This window comes from Pseudomonas anguilliseptica (genome assembly GCF_900105355.1).
Classification (GTDB): Bacteria; Pseudomonadota; Gammaproteobacteria; order Pseudomonadales; family Pseudomonadaceae; genus Aquipseudomonas; species Aquipseudomonas anguilliseptica.
Map to the genome: position 1 here is coordinate 81,528 of NZ_FNSC01000001.1, position 15,461 is coordinate 96,988.

The 15,461-nt window shown below is 60.9% G+C and carries 17 protein-coding genes; 10 read left to right on the plus strand and 7 right to left on the minus strand.

All coding sequences use genetic code 11. The features are described from left to right. Positions 1 to 25 precede the first annotated feature (25 nt). Both sfsA and BLW24_RS00430 read right to left on the minus strand, forming a co-directional pair. Positions 26 to 733, minus strand: coding sequence for a DNA/RNA nuclease SfsA (gene sfsA, locus BLW24_RS00425; protein WP_090375357.1), 708 nt, complete (start codon positions 731 to 733; stop codon positions 26 to 28). Beyond that, on the minus strand, positions 723 to 1,904 hold the full coding sequence (locus BLW24_RS00430) for a pyridoxal phosphate-dependent aminotransferase (RefSeq protein ID WP_090375360.1): 1,182 nt from the start codon (positions 1,902 to 1,904) through the stop codon (positions 723 to 725). Before BLW24_RS00430 ends, sfsA begins: the two co-directional genes overlap by 11 nt. A gap of 196 nt (positions 1,905 to 2,100) precedes the next feature. Here BLW24_RS00430 and dksA point away from each other — a divergent pair, with 196 nt between their 5' ends. Next, positions 2,101 to 2,544, plus strand: a complete 444-nt coding sequence (dksA, locus tag BLW24_RS00435) for an RNA polymerase-binding protein DksA (protein WP_090375362.1) — start codon at positions 2,101 to 2,103, stop codon at positions 2,542 to 2,544. 265 nt (positions 2,545 to 2,809) lie between these two features. Next, positions 2,810 to 3,697 carry a tRNA glutamyl-Q(34) synthetase GluQRS gene (gene gluQRS, locus BLW24_RS00440; RefSeq protein WP_090375364.1) on the plus strand — a complete coding sequence of 296 codons (888 nt, stop codon included), beginning with the start codon at positions 2,810 to 2,812 and terminating at the stop codon, positions 3,695 to 3,697. Between the two features lie 33 nt (positions 3,698 to 3,730). Here the strand turns inward: gluQRS and BLW24_RS00445 are convergent, their stop codons facing one another. Together BLW24_RS00445 and pgm are read right to left on the minus strand one after the other, a co-directional pair. Beyond that, positions 3,731 to 4,093 carry a winged helix-turn-helix domain-containing protein gene (locus BLW24_RS00445; RefSeq protein ID WP_090375366.1) on the minus strand — a complete coding sequence of 121 codons (363 nt, stop codon included), beginning with the start codon at positions 4,091 to 4,093 and terminating at the stop codon, positions 3,731 to 3,733. A gap of 16 nt (positions 4,094 to 4,109) precedes the next feature. Continuing rightward, complete coding sequence (gene pgm, locus BLW24_RS00450) at positions 4,110 to 5,762, minus strand: phosphoglucomutase (alpha-D-glucose-1,6-bisphosphate-dependent) (RefSeq protein ID WP_090375368.1); 1,653 nt, start codon at positions 5,760 to 5,762, stop codon at positions 4,110 to 4,112. 128 nt (positions 5,763 to 5,890) lie between these two features. On the opposite strand from pgm, the gene BLW24_RS00455 reads away from it, so the two are divergent. After that, positions 5,891 to 6,421, plus strand: coding sequence for a hypothetical protein (locus tag BLW24_RS00455; RefSeq protein ID WP_090375370.1), 531 nt, complete (start codon positions 5,891 to 5,893; stop codon positions 6,419 to 6,421). A gap of 22 nt (positions 6,422 to 6,443) precedes the next feature. On the opposite strand, the gene BLW24_RS00460 is transcribed toward BLW24_RS00455, so the two are convergent. From BLW24_RS00460 to BLW24_RS00470, 3 genes are read right to left on the minus strand one after another with little or no spacing between them, the layout of a single operon-like run. After that, complete coding sequence (locus BLW24_RS00460) at positions 6,444 to 6,677, minus strand: anti-sigma factor family protein (RefSeq protein WP_090375372.1); 234 nt, start codon at positions 6,675 to 6,677, stop codon at positions 6,444 to 6,446. Beyond that, complete coding sequence (locus BLW24_RS00465) at positions 6,671 to 7,282, minus strand: RNA polymerase sigma factor (RefSeq protein WP_090375374.1); 612 nt, start codon at positions 7,280 to 7,282, stop codon at positions 6,671 to 6,673. Before BLW24_RS00465 ends, BLW24_RS00460 begins: the two co-directional genes overlap by 7 nt. Next, entirely contained in the window at positions 7,282 to 8,403 is a 1,122-nt protein-coding gene (locus BLW24_RS00470; RefSeq protein ID WP_090387583.1) for a beta-ketoacyl-ACP synthase III, read from the minus strand. Before BLW24_RS00470 ends, BLW24_RS00465 begins: the two co-directional genes overlap by 1 nt. Positions 8,404 to 8,757: 354 nt before the next feature. Between BLW24_RS00470 and BLW24_RS00475 the strand changes: the two genes are divergently transcribed. The 7 genes from BLW24_RS00475 (at position 8,758) to BLW24_RS00505 (ending at position 15,451) form a co-directional block, all read left to right on the plus strand. Next, the gene (locus BLW24_RS00475) at positions 8,758 to 9,831 is read left to right on the plus strand and encodes a hypothetical protein (RefSeq protein ID WP_090375376.1); all 1,074 of its coding nucleotides are present in this window, start codon (positions 8,758 to 8,760) and stop codon (positions 9,829 to 9,831) included. A gap of 149 nt (positions 9,832 to 9,980) precedes the next feature. Continuing rightward, positions 9,981 to 10,592, plus strand: a complete 612-nt coding sequence (locus BLW24_RS00480; RefSeq protein WP_090375378.1) for a LysE family translocator — start codon at positions 9,981 to 9,983, stop codon at positions 10,590 to 10,592. A 29-nt stretch (positions 10,593 to 10,621) separates the two neighbouring features. Beyond that, positions 10,622 to 11,350, plus strand: coding sequence for a substrate-binding periplasmic protein (locus tag BLW24_RS00485; RefSeq protein WP_244161050.1), 729 nt, complete (start codon positions 10,622 to 10,624; stop codon positions 11,348 to 11,350). 92 nt (positions 11,351 to 11,442) lie between these two features. Beyond that, positions 11,443 to 11,868, plus strand: coding sequence for a MarR family winged helix-turn-helix transcriptional regulator (locus BLW24_RS00490; RefSeq protein ID WP_208600120.1), 426 nt, complete (start codon positions 11,443 to 11,445; stop codon positions 11,866 to 11,868). Between the two features lie 34 nt (positions 11,869 to 11,902). Beyond that, positions 11,903 to 13,222 carry an MATE family efflux transporter gene (locus BLW24_RS00495; protein ID WP_090375380.1) on the plus strand — a complete coding sequence of 440 codons (1,320 nt, stop codon included), beginning with the start codon at positions 11,903 to 11,905 and terminating at the stop codon, positions 13,220 to 13,222. A 54-nt stretch (positions 13,223 to 13,276) separates the two neighbouring features. Then, a complete protein-coding gene (locus BLW24_RS00500) occupies positions 13,277 to 14,257 on the plus strand; it encodes an IS5 family transposase (protein ID WP_090375326.1) in 981 nt (326 codons plus the stop codon). A 411-nt stretch (positions 14,258 to 14,668) separates the two neighbouring features. After that, entirely contained in the window at positions 14,669 to 15,451 is a 783-nt protein-coding gene (locus tag BLW24_RS00505; RefSeq protein ID WP_090375382.1) for a substrate-binding periplasmic protein, read from the plus strand. Positions 15,452 to 15,461 lie beyond the last annotated feature (10 nt).

Consider the following 15,461-nt stretch of genomic DNA (forward strand, 5'->3'; position numbering starts at 1 on the left):
CTGCAACACATTATTGAAGCAAAGCCTACAGCAGCACCTCCAAACGCTTGACCAGCTGTACGCCCTGCGCGCTGATGGCTGCGCCATAGGCCAACACTTCAACACCCGCGCTCACCGCCTCACGCAACGCAGCGGCGTAGGCCGGGTCGATTTCTTCGGCCGGGCGCACGGCATCAATGTCCGTCAGGTTCACGCAGTAAAGCTGCACCGCGCGAATGCCCTCACGGGCCAGTGCCGCCAGTTCACGCAGGTGTTTGCTGCCACGCTCGGTGCGCGCATCGGGAAAGGCAGCGACACGGCTATCGGCAAACCCCAGGGTTACGCTCTTGACCTCGACAAACGCCACGCCTGTGAGGTAGTCCAGACGGAAATCGATCCGGCTGCGCTCCTGGCCGTACGGCACTTCGCGCTTGAGGCTGGTAAAACCGTTCAGCTCACTGATCAGCCCGGCGCGCAACGCTTCCTCCACCAGGACATTGGCGCGCCCTGTGTTGATCACCGCCAGACGGCCGTGTGGCGTTTCGCCGATCTCCCAGCTGCCCGGCAGCTTGCGCTTGGGGTCGTTACTGCGACTGAACCAGATGCGCGCACCCTCGCTCATGCAGTTGAGCATCGAGCCGGTATTGGCGCAGTGGATGGTCAGCCGCTCGCCGCTGGCCGTCTCGATATCGGCGAGAAAGCGCTTGTAGCGACGCAGCAGACGCCCTTCTTCCAGCGGCGGCTCAAACTGCATGGAACTGCCAGCTGATCAGGCCACGCTTGATCCGCTCCACCGCCTGCTGCAAACGCGGCAAGTCCTGGGTGTAGGCAAAGCGCACATGCTGCGCGGCCTGGTAGCGGCCGAAATCCAGGCCGGGAGTAAAGGCCACATGCTCGGTTTCCAGAAAGTGCTGGCAAAAGGCAAAGGCATCACCGCCGAAGGCGCTGATATCGGCATATAAATAGAAGGCGCCTTCCGGCTCCACAGCGATCTTGAAGCCCAGCTCACGCAGCGCCGGCAGGAGGAAGTCGCGGCGGCGCTGAAACGCGTGGCGGCGCTGTTCGAGAACCTCCAGGGTCTGCGGCTGAAAACAGGCCAGCGCGGCATGCTGAGCCATGCTCGGCGCGCTGATATAGAGATTCTGCGCCAGCTTCTCCAACTCCGGCACCGCAGCCGGTGGCGCCACCAGCCAGCCCAGACGCCAGCCAGTCATGCCGAAATACTTGGAAAAACTGTTGAGCACGAAAGCCTCGTCGTCCACTTCCAGCACGCTGGCAGCGTCCACGCCATAGGTCAGGCCGTGGTAGATCTCATCCACCACCAGATGCCCGCCGCGCGCTTTCAGCGCCTGGGACAGCCCGCCCAGCTCGTCGCGGCTGAGCAAGGTGCCGGTCGGGTTGGCCGGGGATGCCACCAACGCACCAACGCTATCCTGGTCCCAATAGCGCTCTATCAGCTCGGGCGTCAGCTGATAACGCACATCCGGGCCAACCGGAACCAGCTGCGCCGCGCCTTCGACCAGGCGCAAAAAGTGGCGATTGCAAGGGTAGCCGGGGTCGGCCAGCAGCCAGTGTTTGCCGGGGTCGACCAACAGGCTGGTGGCCAGCAGCAAGGCGCCCGAGCCGCCCGGGGTGATCAGAATGCGCTGCGGGTCGATATCAAGACCGTAACGCTGGCCATAAAAGCTGGAAATCGCCTCACGCAGGGCCGGCAGGCCGCGTGCGGCGGTGTAGCGGGTGTGACCATCGGCCAGGGCCGCCTGCCCGGCGGCGACAATCGGCGCGGCAGTGGTGAAGTCCGGCTCGCCGATTTCCAGGTGGATCACATCATGGCCGTCAGCCTGCAGCTGATTGGCGCGGGCCAGCAGAGCCATCACGTGAAAAGGTTCTATGGCGCGGCTGCGCGCACTGTAGGACTGGGCCATGGGACTGCCTTGGTCTGGATTAAGCCGCGGATTCTAAAGCATACCCGGCGCAGCTTCGACAACCGGGAGTGGCGCAGGCCGAGTTGTTCTGGTAAGTTCGCCCGCTTGCAGCCGCAGGGCCGCTTCTACCCAAGGTAGGATCGGCAAGGGACACCGTCCTGCGCAGTGGATTAGAGAGAGTGAGAGGCGGTCATCCATGCCCACCAAAGCAAAAGCAAAAAGCAGCCAACTGACTCGTGGTTTTGAGCCCTATAAAGAAACAAAGGGCGAGGAATACATGGGTGAGCCGATGCGCGCCCACTTCACCGGCATCCTCAACAAGTGGAAGCTGGAATTGATGCAGGAAGTTGATCGTACTGTGCACCACATGCAGGACGAAGCAGCCAACTTCCCCGATCCAGCGGACCGCGCCAGCCAGGAAGAAGAGTTCAGCCTGGAACTGCGTGCCCGTGATCGCGAGCGCAAGCTGATCAAGAAGATCGACAAAACCCTGCAACTGATCGAAGACAACGACTACGGCTGGTGCGATTCCTGTGGCGTCGAAATCGGCATCCGCCGACTGGAAGCCCGCCCAACCGCCACCCTGTGCATCGATTGCAAGACGCTGGCGGAAATCAAGGAAAAGCAGATCGGTTCCTGATCTGACCCAGAGGGTGCTTCGGCACCCTCTGTTGTTTCTGTCTCTGCATATGTATCCGCAACAGGTTTTGAAAACGTAGGCGAGGCAGGCGAGACAAGGCAGAAATGACCGAGAAAGCGGAGTTTACTGGTGTAAATGAGCATTACTCGTTTCACTCGCCCTTCGGGCCGCGCTTAAGCGCGTTAGCCGCAAGCGGCTTGTTGAGGTCATTTCTAACGCAGTATCGACCACGCAGGTAGTTTTCAAAGCCTGTTGACCCGCACGTATGAACACACCCGCCTACATCGGCCGCTTCGCCCCCACCCCTAGCGGTTATCTGCACTTCGGCTCACTGGTCGCCGCCCTGGCGTCGTATCTGGACGCGCGCGCGGTAAACGGCCGCTGGCTGCTGCGTATGGAAGACCTCGACCCACCACGCGAAGTCGCCGGCGCCCAGGCCGGGATTCTCAGCACCCTGGAAAGCTATGGCTTCGAATGGGATGGCGAGCTGGTACGCCAGAGTGAGCGTCACGGCGAGTACGCCGCCCTGGTCGAACGCCTGCTCAGCCAGGGCCTGGCCTACGCCTGCACCTGCTCACGCAAGCAGCTGGAAGGCACTCAAGGCATCTACCCCGGCACCTGCCGCAATGCCGGCCACGGCTTTACAGATGCCGCCATTCGCCTGCGCGTGCCGGAGCTGAGCTACCACTTTGTCGACCGCGTGCAGGGTGATTACCGCCAGCACCTGGGCCGCGAGGTCGGCGACTTTGTGATTCGCCGCCGCGATGGCCTGTATGCCTACCAACTGACGGTGGTGCTCGACGATGCCTGGCAGGGCGTGACCGATGTGGTACGTGGCGCCGACCTGCTCGACTCCACCCCGCGCCAGCTGTATCTGCAGGAGCTGCTCGGCCTCTCGCAACCGCGCTACCTGCATGTGCCGCTGATCATCCAGCCGGATGGTCACAAGCTGGGCAAATCCTACCGCTCGCCACCGCTACCAGCCGACCAGGCCACTCCACTGCTGATTCGCGCCCTGCGTGCGCTTGGCCAGCAGTTGCCGGACGGCGCCAGCCATGGCCAGCCTGCTGAACTGCTGCGCTGGGCCAGTCAGCACTGGGACGCTACACGTATTCCGCACAGCCTGACCCTGGCCGAAGCGCAATTGCGCTGATCAGCCAGTACTCGATAATCACCGTGATCGGGTTCAGCTGTCAGTTGGCGGGGCATCAGCCAAAAAATCGGCCAACTCATCGCAACCACCCTGCACCGCCGCCAGCGCCTGCGCGCAGAGCGCCCGATAGCGCTGCAGAACCTGTTCACCGGTTTCAGTCAATTGCGTGCCGCCACCGTGTTTGCCGCCGGCCAGTGTGCTGACCAGCGGCTGACGGAAACTGCGGTTCATGGTTTCCACCAAGAGCCATGCGCGCCGATAGGACATGCCCATGGCGCGCGCAGCGCCGCTAATCGAGCCGTGCAGAGCAATCGCCTCAAGCAGATCCGCCTTGCCAGGCCCAAGCGCGATGTCAGTGCCGTTATGCAGCCGAATTTTCAGATCGAGGCGATACATAGGCATGCTCACGGGGTTATGGCGCAACCAAGGCCGCATCGACGATCTGCTGCGCCTCACTGAAGATGCGCTGCAGATGTACCTCATCACGGTAGCTCTCGGCGTAGATCTTGTAGATATCCTCGGTGCCGGATGGCCGCGCGGCGAACCAGCCGCCTTCGCTGATCACCTTGATGCCGCCAATCGCCGAGCCATTGCCAGGGGCCTTGTCGAGCACCTGAGTGATGGCGTCGCCAGCCAGTTCACGGTTACTGATCTGTGCAGGAGACAGTTTGCCTAAGGCCTTCTTCTGCGCCGCTGTAGCCGGCGCATCGACGCGGTCGGCATAGATGGCGCCGAACTCGTTGCTCAGGCCCTGATACAGCTCGCCGGGATCACGCCCGCTTACGGCGGTCATCTCTGCGGCCAGGAGGGCCAGGGCGACACCGTCCTTATCGGTGGTCCAAACTCGGCCATCACGGCGCAGAAAGGTCGCCCCAGCGCTCTCCTCGCCGCCGAAACCCAGAGAGCCGTCGAACAGGCCGCCAGCAAACCATTTGAAGCCCACCGGCACTTCCTGCAACGGCCGGCCCAGGCGCGCGGCGACGCGATCAATCATTGCGCTGCTGACCAGGGTTTTGCCCACCGCTGCTGTGGCGCTCCACTGCGGGCGATGCTGGAACAGGTAATCGATGGCCACACTGAGGAAGTGGTTGGCCGGCAGCAGGCCGACGCTTGGCGCGACGACGCCGTGGCGGTCGTAGTCGGTGTCGCAGGCAAAGGCGATGTCGTAGCCGTTCTTCAGGCCGATCAGGCGCTGCATGGCATGACTGGAGGACGGATCCATGCGGATCTGCCCGTCCCAGTCCAGGCTCATAAAGGCGAACTGCGGGTCGATGACCTGGCTCACCACGTCCAGATTGAGGCCGTACTGCTCGGCGATGCGCCCCCAGTAATGCACCCCGGCTCCGCCCAACGGATCGACGCCCAGGCGCAGTCCAGCGGCGCGGATCGGCGCGAAGTCGATGACATTGTCCAGGTCATTCACATAGCTGACGAGGTAATCGTATGCCTGCACATTGGCCGCCTGCCGCGCCTGCGCCAGAGGCATGCGCTTGACCTCACGCAGGCCGCCTTCGAGCAGCGCATTGGCGCGGTTCTGCACCCAGGTGGTGATATCGCTGTCGGCCGGGCCGCCGTTGCTGGGGTTGTACTTGAAGCCGCCGCAGTCCGGCGGGTTGTGCGACGGGGTGATGACGATGCCGTCGGCCAGACCCGAACTGCGGCCCTGGTTGTGCACCAGAATGGCCTGACTGACCGCCGGCGTCGGGGTGAATTCGCCGCCCGCGGAGATCAGAGTCTGCACGCCATTGGCCGCCAGCACATCAATCGCGCTGTCCAGCGCCGGCGCCGACAACGCATGGGTATCGGCACCGATAAACAGTGGGCCGCTGATGCCTTGACTGCTGCGGTAATCACAGATCGCCTGGCTGATCGCCAGCACATGAGCCTGGTTGAAGCTGTGCGCCAGGGAACTGCCACGGTGCCCGGAGGTGCCGAACGCCACCCGCTGGCTGGCTACGCGGGGATCCGGCTGCAGGTCGTAATAGGCCGCCAGCAGCGCGGCGATGTCGGTCAACTGGGAAACAGGAGCCGACTGACCGGCCAGGGGGTGGACATGTGCGCTCACAAAAACTCCTGGAAGATGGAACCCAGTAAAAGTGCGCAAGCTTAACAGGCCATGCCGCGTAAACGCAGCGCGACACGGCCATTTCCGGCTATCCTTGCCGGCCTCTTTTATGCCGCAGGATGACCCCAATGAAAGCCCAGCTCGAAGAATTGATCAGCAAAATAAGCTCGGGCTGCATGCTGCCGGAAGAGGTCGCGCGCATCGCCGATGAGGCCGCCCAGGCCTACGCCGACCCGCAGGCGTTTCTCGTAGCCAACCCGGACATCAATTTCGACGACAGTTTCCCGATTCCGCTGGGCGAATGGGTGGTGATCGGCAGCCTGCCGGAAACCGTGCTGTTCCAGGCAGACAGCTATGACGAACTGTTCCAGCAGATCACCGAGTCGTTTGGCCCTGAGGTGAGCTTTGTGCTCAAACCCAAGCAACTGGTGAAAGTCGAGCCACTGAAAGCGCTGAACCGCATACAGGTGCAACTGTCCAGCCTGTCACCGGAAACCAAGGGTTATGTCTTGCTGGATTTCAGCGAGCCGCTGGATGACGAGCTGCAAGCCGTGCTGGTGTACAGCACTGACCTGCCACGCGTGATGGAGTTGGCAGTGGAAGTCGGCATCTACGCGGCCCCAGCTTATGAAACCCTGAAAGCCGCGCAAAGCGAATAGAGGTAATCAGACAGCAGTAGATTCAGTGCTGCTGCCGTCGCAATTCGGCAAGTTTGCTCGCCAGCTCATCAAGCTCTGGGCTCTGCCCTCGCGGTAGCCGTCGCAGCACTGCCTGACTCAAGCGCATTTGTTTGATAAAGCGCCGGCAATTCACGCACATGGCCAAGTGCATGCGCACGGACAGGCGTTTGCGCAGGCCCAGGTGGCCATCAAGAAATTCACTGGAGTGGGCCACCAACTCCTTACAGCTCAACATTGGCCGGTCTCCTCAAAATGCTCCAAGGTAGCAAAGACCTTGAGACGCGCGCGGTGCAGTAGCACCCGCACATTGGAGAGCGAGACCTGCAAAAGATTACAGATCTCCTCCAACTCCAGCCCTTCGCGCTCACGCAGGTGCAGCACGCTGCCCTGCAGCTCGGACAGACTGGCCAGGGTTTTCTCCAGGCATTCGCGCAATTCGTCCTCGGTCAGCAAGGCTTCCGGGGAGTCGTGATGCCAGGCATGTGGCGCCAGCAGCCAATGGCCATCGCCACTGAAACGCTCATCACCGATGCTGCCGTGAGGCGAGGGAATGTCGTCGAGCAGCACTTCACGGCGATTGCTCTTGAGGCGGGTTTTCGCGGTATTGGCGGTGATAGTCAGCAGCCAGGTCTTCAGGCTGGATCGCGCCTGAAAGCCATCGAGGCTGCGCACCACAGCCAGCCAGGCGTCCTGCACCACTTCATCGGCATTACGGCTGCCGACAATAGCAAAGGCCACCGCACGCATTGCCCCCTGATAGGTGGCAACCAGTTCGCGGTAGGCCTTCTGTTCACCTGCACGCAGACGCGTCAGCAGCGCCTGATCAGCTGGGTAATCCATCAATGCTTCCGCAGGATCACGCTACCAATCGAGTAGCCCGCACCGAACGAGCTGAGCACACCCAGGGCGCCGCTCGGCAGGTCTTCCTGGTATTTGTGCAGGGCGATGACCGAACCGGCCGAGCTGGTGTTGGCGTAGGTATCGAGAATCACCGGCGCTTCGCCTGGCTCGGCATCACGGCCGAGCAGCTTGCGCGCGATCAGCAGGTTCATGTTGAGGTTGGCCTGGTGCAGCCAGAAGCGCTTCACATCGCCGACGTTCAGTTTGTTTTCGGCTAGGTGTGCGGCAATCAGCTCGGCAACCATCGGGCAGACATCCTTGAACACCTTGCGGCCTTCCTGGACGAACAGCTTGTCACGTGCATCAACACCCTCTTCCGCACAGCGGTTGAGGAAGCCGAAGTTGTTGCGGATGTTGTTGCTGAACTGGGTGATCAGCTTGGTGCCGACGATATCGAACTGGCAGTTCGAAGTCGCCTGGTCGGCACGCTCGATGATCACCGCCGTGGCGGCGTCACCGAAGATAAAGTGGCTGTCGCGGTCACGGAAGTTCAGGTGGCCGGTGCAGATTTCCGGGTTGACCATCAGAATCGCGCGGGCCTGGCCCAGCTGCACGCTGTTTGCTGCAGCCTGGATGCCGAAGGTGGCCGAGGAACAGGCGACGTTCATGTCGTAACCGAAACCCTGGATGCCCAGCGCGGCCTGCACTTCAATCGCCACAGCCGGGTAGGCGCGCTGCAGGTTGGAGCAGGCCACGATCACCCCGTCGATATCGGCGGCGGTCTTGCCGGCGCGGGCCATAGCGTCCTTGGCGGCGCCGACGGCCATTTCGCAGAGGATGCCCCAGTCTTCATTGCTGCGTTCCGGCAGACGCGGCGCCATGCGCTTGGGATCGAGGATGCCGGCCTTGTCCATGACAAAACGGCTCTTGATGCCCGAGGCTTTTTCGATAAAGCCGCTGCTCGACTCGCTCAGCGCTTCGACTTCACCGCTGGCGATGGCCGCGGCGTTGTCGGCATTGAATTGCTGAACGAAAGCGTTGAACGACTCGACCAACTCATCGTTGGAAATACTGTTTGCCGGGGTATAGAGGCCGGTACCACTGATCACGACGTTATGCACAGTCATTCCTCTTTGTTCTTCGCCGCAGGCAGCGGCCAATTAGGCAATACGCCCAGGGCAGGCTAGGCCATGGGCAAAAAAACGGCTGACAGGCTCAGCAAACTCGATCCATGAAACGTCCTGTTACGAGCCACGGAGTTTGCCACAGCCTGGGGTGTTTCGTCCGCTCAGCACGTCAGGCCATGCACAACAAAGCTGCCGGCTATTGAGGCAAAGATGCTCATAACGTGGAGCAAGACACATCGCGCAAGCACCCGTGAACAGGCGACTGGGTGGCCTCACCCGTCCGGGTGATGGATGATTGTCGGACAATCTATATGCTCGCCTTTCCCTAATAACAAGAAAGGTTTCGCCATGCGCAAGCTGCTGCTATTGCCGGTGCTAAGTTTTACCTCCCTGAGCCAGGCTGCCGTGGGCGTGTTCCCCGATAGCACCTTCCAGAATCTCGACCACGGCCTGTATTGGTTCGGTTACGGCGACAGCTGGCAGAAAGCTGTGCCCGGCCAGAGCAATGCCTACTACGTGGCCAGCAGACCGACACTGATCTATATCCACGGCTGGCAGAATGGCTCGACGCAAAAGAAGAACCGCGAAACCTTCAACCGCAAGGATGCCGGCGGCCCGGATCTGGATCTGGCCCACGCTTGGCTGGCCGCCGGTTACAACGTCGGAGTGCTGTACTGGAACCAGTTCGCCGATGAAGGTGAAGTAAAGGATGCCGAGGCCAAGATCTGGACCTCCAGTGGTCCACGCACCATGCGCTGGCGCAACAGCAGCGGCGTCTACAGCAATGGCCCAACTCAATCGGCCAGCGACCTGCTGTTCAACAGCTACAAAGCCAACCTCGCCGGCTACAGCGGCAGCAATATCCGCATCGCCGGGCACTCCCTGGGCAACCAGATGGCCATCGTGCTGACCAAGAAGATCAGCGATGCGGTCAGCGCCGGGACAGTGAACAGCAAGCTGCTGCCCAAACGCGTCGCTCTGCTCGACCCCTTCTACTCCAACAACGCGAAAAGCTACCTGGGCAACAAGTGGGTCGGCGAAGTCTGTCGCAGCTATGTCAGCGCGCTGAAAACCAAAGGGGTGATCTTCGAGACCTACCGCACCTCCGGGGCCAGCAGCACCGGCTTTATCGGTGATAGCAACAGCGGGCTGATGAACATGACCGCCTTCAGCGAACTCAAGCCCTGGTACTTCAACGCCACGCAACTGACCGAGAAGCACAATGCGGCGGTCTGGCACTACCTGTGGTCGTTCAGTAGCAACCCGCCACTGATCAGCGGCACCAGCAACCAGGCCGCTTCGGCGAAAACCAGTGATAGCCGCATCACTGCCCTGATGAATGGCAGCAAGAAACTGGTCCACGACCAAGGCGCCTACACCAAGGAACCGTCCGACGATAACTTCAAAGAAGCCAACCGCTGATAACGACGGCCCTGCCTTCACCGGCAGGGTCGTTACTTAGGCATATCCGTAGCTGCGACCTAAGGCGGCTTGACTATCCAGTCACAGCATGAAAAAACAGAGGCACGCAGGCTCTGCTCTGCACTCTCCCGCTTCTGGATACCTGTCTTATGGCTCTGCACACCTGGCTGATCTTTCTTACGGCAGTATTGGGTCTGTCGCTGACGCCTGGCCCCAATGGCCTGCTCGCGCTCAGCCATGGCGCCTTGTACGGCCATCGCAAAACCCTGTTTACCGTCAGTGGCGGGGTGCTGGGTTTTACCCTGCTGATGGCCTTGTCGATGCTCGGTATCGGCACCCTACTGCAATCCTCGGCGCAGGCTCTGACCATCCTCAAATGGCTCGGTGGCGTCTACCTGATCTGGCTCGGCATTCAACTCTGGCGCGCCCCGCCACTGCACCTTGCAATGCCCGAGAAAGCCAGCGAGACCAGCCCTTTCAAGCTGTTTCGCCAAGGCCTGCTGTCAGCCATTTCCAACCCAAAAGTGATCCTGTTTTTCGGCGCGTTTCTGCCGCAGTTTCTCGACCCGCGCGGTGACCTCTGGCTGCAGTTCGCCATCATGGCGCTGACCTTCGCGGTGGTCGAAGGCAGCGTCGAATACCTGCTGGCACGCATGGCCCACCGCGTTCGCCCCTGGCTACAGCGCACTGGCAAAGGCTTCAACCGCTGCTGCGGCGGAATGTTTGCACTGATGGGCGCCGCCCTGCCAATGACCCGCTGAAGCGTCTACAACGCAAAGGATCTGCCCTGGTGTCCAAGCTGTTGCCTGCCCTGCTGTTGCTCACCCTGAGCAGCGCATCACTTGCCACCGAGCGGGCGCTGCGCTTCTCGATCAATGACAGCTGGGCCATGCCCATGGTGCGTATCGAAGACGGCAAGGCAGTGGAAGGCATTCTGCTCGACCTGCAACAGCGTATGGCCGCCAAGGTTGGGCGCAAGGCCGAACTGCTGGTGATGCCGCGCATGCGCGTGCAACAGGCGCTGGATACCGGAGAGATCGATGTGCGTTGCTACGTCAGCCCGAACTGGGTCAACAGTGGCCACTATCGCTATATCTGGAGCCTGCCCTTTATGACCCAACGTGATGTGCTGGCAGTTGTCACTCCCGAAAAACTGGAGCCTGAGCAACTGCTCAATGAGCGCCTGGGCACCGTTCTCGGCTTCACCTATCCGCGCCTGGAGCCGCTGTTCACCAGCGGCCAGATCCAGCGTGAAGACGCCCGTACACAGGATCAAGTCCTGCTCAAACTCAGCGCCCGGCGCTACCGCTACGCCATCAGCAACGAACTCTCGCTGCACTGGTTCAACCGCCACCAAGCGCCCGGGGAGAAACTGCACCACCTGAGCGAAGTGGCTGCCGATCCCATCGCCTGCATCGTCCGCGACGCACCGGATGTACCGACCATGGTCCTGCTGCGCGCCATGGTGCAGATGAAACAGGCTGGCGAATTCGACTACATACTCGCCCGCTACCGCTGACCTCAAGCCCATGCGCGCCAACGCCGATTGGCACCGAGCTTGCCACGCTCTAAATAGTTAGTTAGCCTAACGAAATATAACGGAGAGCCAGCATGCCGATCACCGACAGTCTGAAGCGCCTTGAGTGGCACATGTGGCACCACTGGCGGCAGTACGCCCAGCACAGCGGCAGTATGGAGCTGAGCAACAGCGAGCTGGACTACCTGTATGCCCTGATGTCCGCCGAAAACGGCCTGCGCCTGACCGAACTGGCCGAGCGCATGAACGTCAGCAAGGCCAGCGCCAGTGCCATGGCCAGCAAACTGGAAGCCCGCGGTTACCTGCAACGCTTGCCCTGCAGTGAAGACGGCCGCGCCATGCGTCTACTGGCCACGGCCAAATCCAACGCACTGGAGCAGGAAGAGCGCGATGTCTACGTGCAAACCGCCGCCAGCCTTGAACAAAACCTCAGCCGTGAAGAAATGCAGCAGCTGAGCCAGTTGCTGGCCAAAGCCTGCCAGCCCCTCGAAATCGGCTGAGCCAAACGCGCAGCCTTTCCCCTGTGAATTTTTTATGAACAGTCAAAGCATCACCCGCACCTTCTGGCGCTACAGCATTCCGGCCATCGCCGCCTTGATGATCAGCGGCCTGTACATGGTCGTCGACGGCATCTTAATCGGTCACGCAATGGGGGCCACCGGTTTGTCGGCGATCAACATGGCCTGGCCGCTGTCCGGGCCGATGCTGGCCATCGGCATGATGATCGGCATGGGCGGCGGCGCTCAATGTTCACTGGCCCAGGGCGCCGCGCAGTGGCCAGAAACACGCAGCTACCTGGCCCAGGCCCTCTGGCTGCTGGTTCTTTTAGGCATACCTACAGGCGTGTTGGTGGTACTGAGTGGCCCGGCGTTTATGGCCATGCAAGGCGCCGAGGGCAACCTGGCGCAACTGGGTAACGACTACCTGCAGGTGATCGGCTGGGCCGCGCCTTTGGTATTCGGTTCCATCGCCCTGCCCCTGCTGGTACGCAACCTCGGCGCACCGCGCCTGGCGACCTTGGCCATGCTGGTGGGCGCGCTGACCAACGTGGCACTCGACTACCTGTTTATCATCGTCTGGCAATGGGGCCTGCACGGCGCGGCCCTGGCCACGGTGATCGGCGAGAGCCTGTCGGTACTCATCTGCCTGGGCTTTATCTGCAGCCGTCACAACCCGCTGCAGATGCCCCTGGCCGCCTGCACGCTGAACCTGCGCAAGAGCCTGGACATCCTCACCACCGGTTTCTCCAGCATGCTGATGTACCTCTACATGAGCCTGGTGGTGGTGCTGCACAACCTGCTGTTTATGCACTACGGCAGCCCGCTGCAGGTGGCCGCCTATGCCATCGCCGGTTACCTGATGGCGTTCTACTACATGTTTGCCGAAGGCGTCTGCGGCGGCATGCAGCCCTTGGTCAGCTACTTCTACGGGGCCCGCGAGCCGGACAAAGTGCGCCGCGTGCTGCGCCTGGGCGTGCTCACGGCGGTCGGCAGTGGCCTGCTGATGACGGCAGCCCTGCTGCTGTTGCCCAAAGCCTTTGCCAGCATATTCAGTGGCAGCGATGCGGCCCTGCTCGACGCCAGCGCCAGCGGTATTCGCCTGCACCTGTTCGCCATGTTTCTGGATGGTTTTATCGTCCTGGCCGCCAGCTTTTTCCAAGCCATGGACCAGGCGCGTTACGCCACACTGGTGACGGTGGGCAACATGCTGATCCAACTGCCGTTCCTGGCCATCCTACCGCTGATATGGGGCCTCAACGGCGTCTGGCTGGCGCTGCCACTGTCCAACGTCTGCCTGAGTGTGGTGGTGATCTGGATGCTCTGGCGTCAGTTGCAGCAGCTAAGGATGGTCTGAAAAAGACTTCCTGATTTTGGCAAAATATCCGCACTCCACCCGCCGAGTTTTCCGATGAAGCAGATGACCTTCGCCGACGCCGAGTACGCCGGCAAGCGCAAGCAGACCCGCAAAGAATTGTTCCTGATCGAGATGGATCGGGTAGTGCCATGGAAAGGGTTGATCGCTTTGATCGAGCCGCATTATCCAAAGGGTGAAGGCGGCCGACCGTCCTATCCGCTGATGGCGATGCTGCGAGTGCATCTGATGCAAAACTGGTTCGGTTACAGCGATCCGGCGATGGAAGAGGCGCTGTACGAGACCACCATCCTACGCCAGTTTGCCGGGCTGACTCTGGAGCGCATTCCTGACGAAACCACCATCCTCAACTTCCGCCGCTTGCTGGAAAAACACGAACTGGCTGCCGGCATCCTGGCCGTGATCAATGGCTACCTGGGTGACCGTGGTTTGTCGCTGCGCCAAGGCACCATCGTCGATGCCACGCTGATCAACGCGCCGAGTTCAACCAAGAACAAGAACGGTAAGCGTGACCCTGAGATGCACTCAACCAAGAAAGGCAATCAGTATTACTTCGGCATGAAGGCGCACATCGGGGTGGATGACGAGTCTGGCTTGGTGCACAGCGTGGTGGGTACTGCCGCCAACGTGGCGGATGTCACCCAGGTCGATAAGCTGCTGCACGGCGAGGAAAACATGGTGGGGGCCGATGCCGGATATACCGGTGTCGAGAAGCGCCCCGAGCATGAGGGCCGTCAAGTGATCTGGCAGGTTGCAGCACGGCGTAGCACTTACAAGAAACTCGGTAAGCGCAGCGCGCTGTACAAAGCCAAGCGCAAAATCGAGAAGGCCAAGGCCCAAGTGCGAGCCAAGGTCGAGCATCCGTTTCGGGTGATCAAGCGTCAGTTCGGTTATGTGAAGACGCGCTTCCGTGGCCTGGTCAAAAACACGGCGCAACTGGTGACTTTATTCGCGCTGTCAAATCTGTGGATGGCGCGCCGACATTTACTGACGAATGCAGGAGAGGTGCGCCCGTAATGCTGGAAATGGCTGCCGCGAGGTGCTCGCGGCGGCTAAAAACACAGAAATGAGCCGGTAATCTGATCGTTTTTGATCGATTTATCACTTTCGAAATCAGCAGAGGCTGACGTCAGCCAGAAATGCATAGCTACTTCAGAGGATCCCTAACAACACTCGACAGCACACCTATCAATCCTATCCAGGAACAACCGTTAAGACCGCAGCACAACAAGTAACTCTTGGCGGATATCAATAACGCACTGCACCTGCACTACTTCGCACAGTTGCACCAAGGCGAGGCAGAGGTGGCCAGACGCGTCGCGAACAACCAGAACGCCCTGGCCCGAAACTGTAAAAGGCGATGCTCACGACACACCTCGGCTACGCTGATAGCACTCCAATCGCCGTCAGCAGCATGGGAGGTCTTACATGCGTATTAGCCTGGCACTGCTTGCCCTTAGCGTCGCCATCAACGCCCACGCCACACAACCACCGGTGCAAATCTGCCTGGGCGACAGCTACGAGTGGCCGCCCTACAGCTTCTGGGAGCGGGTCAACGGCGAACCTGAGCAAAGCCGGCTGACCGGCTACTCGGCCACCCTGGTGCTCAAGGCGCTGGAAAGCCTCGGACTGGATTACCGCATCCACTACATGCCATGGGCTCGCGCGCAACAGGAGCTGGCTGACTTCGCCAGCAAAGGCCGCTGCGAAATGACCTGGGACGCCAGCTTCAACAGCACCCGCGCGGGCCTTCTCTATTACCGCGTGCCGCTCTACAAAACCCGCCTGGGACTGTTCTACTCACGCAAACGCTTTGCCGAGCCGCCGCAACTGACGCTGCCCGATGACTTGCGCCAACTCAAGGTCTGCGGCGTGATCGGTTTCAATTACCAGCCCTACGGCATCGACTGGCCCCTGGAACGACTGCCAACCATTCAGCAGAACCTCGAAATGCTCGACCGCCAGCGCTGCGACTTCTTCCCCAGCGAGATCGAACCCCTGCTCGGCGGCATTACCATCGGCACCTACAGCGACCCGGGGCAGCTCACGCCTCTGCCGCTACCGCAACAGAAGACCTTCTACCTGATGATCAGCAAAGGCTCACCCCGCGCCCACGAGCTGATCAACCGACTTAACCAGATCATCATCGAGCAACAGGAAAATGGTGAGGCGCAGCGTCTGCTGGAGCGTTTTTTGCCGGGGATGCAGTAAACACTCAACT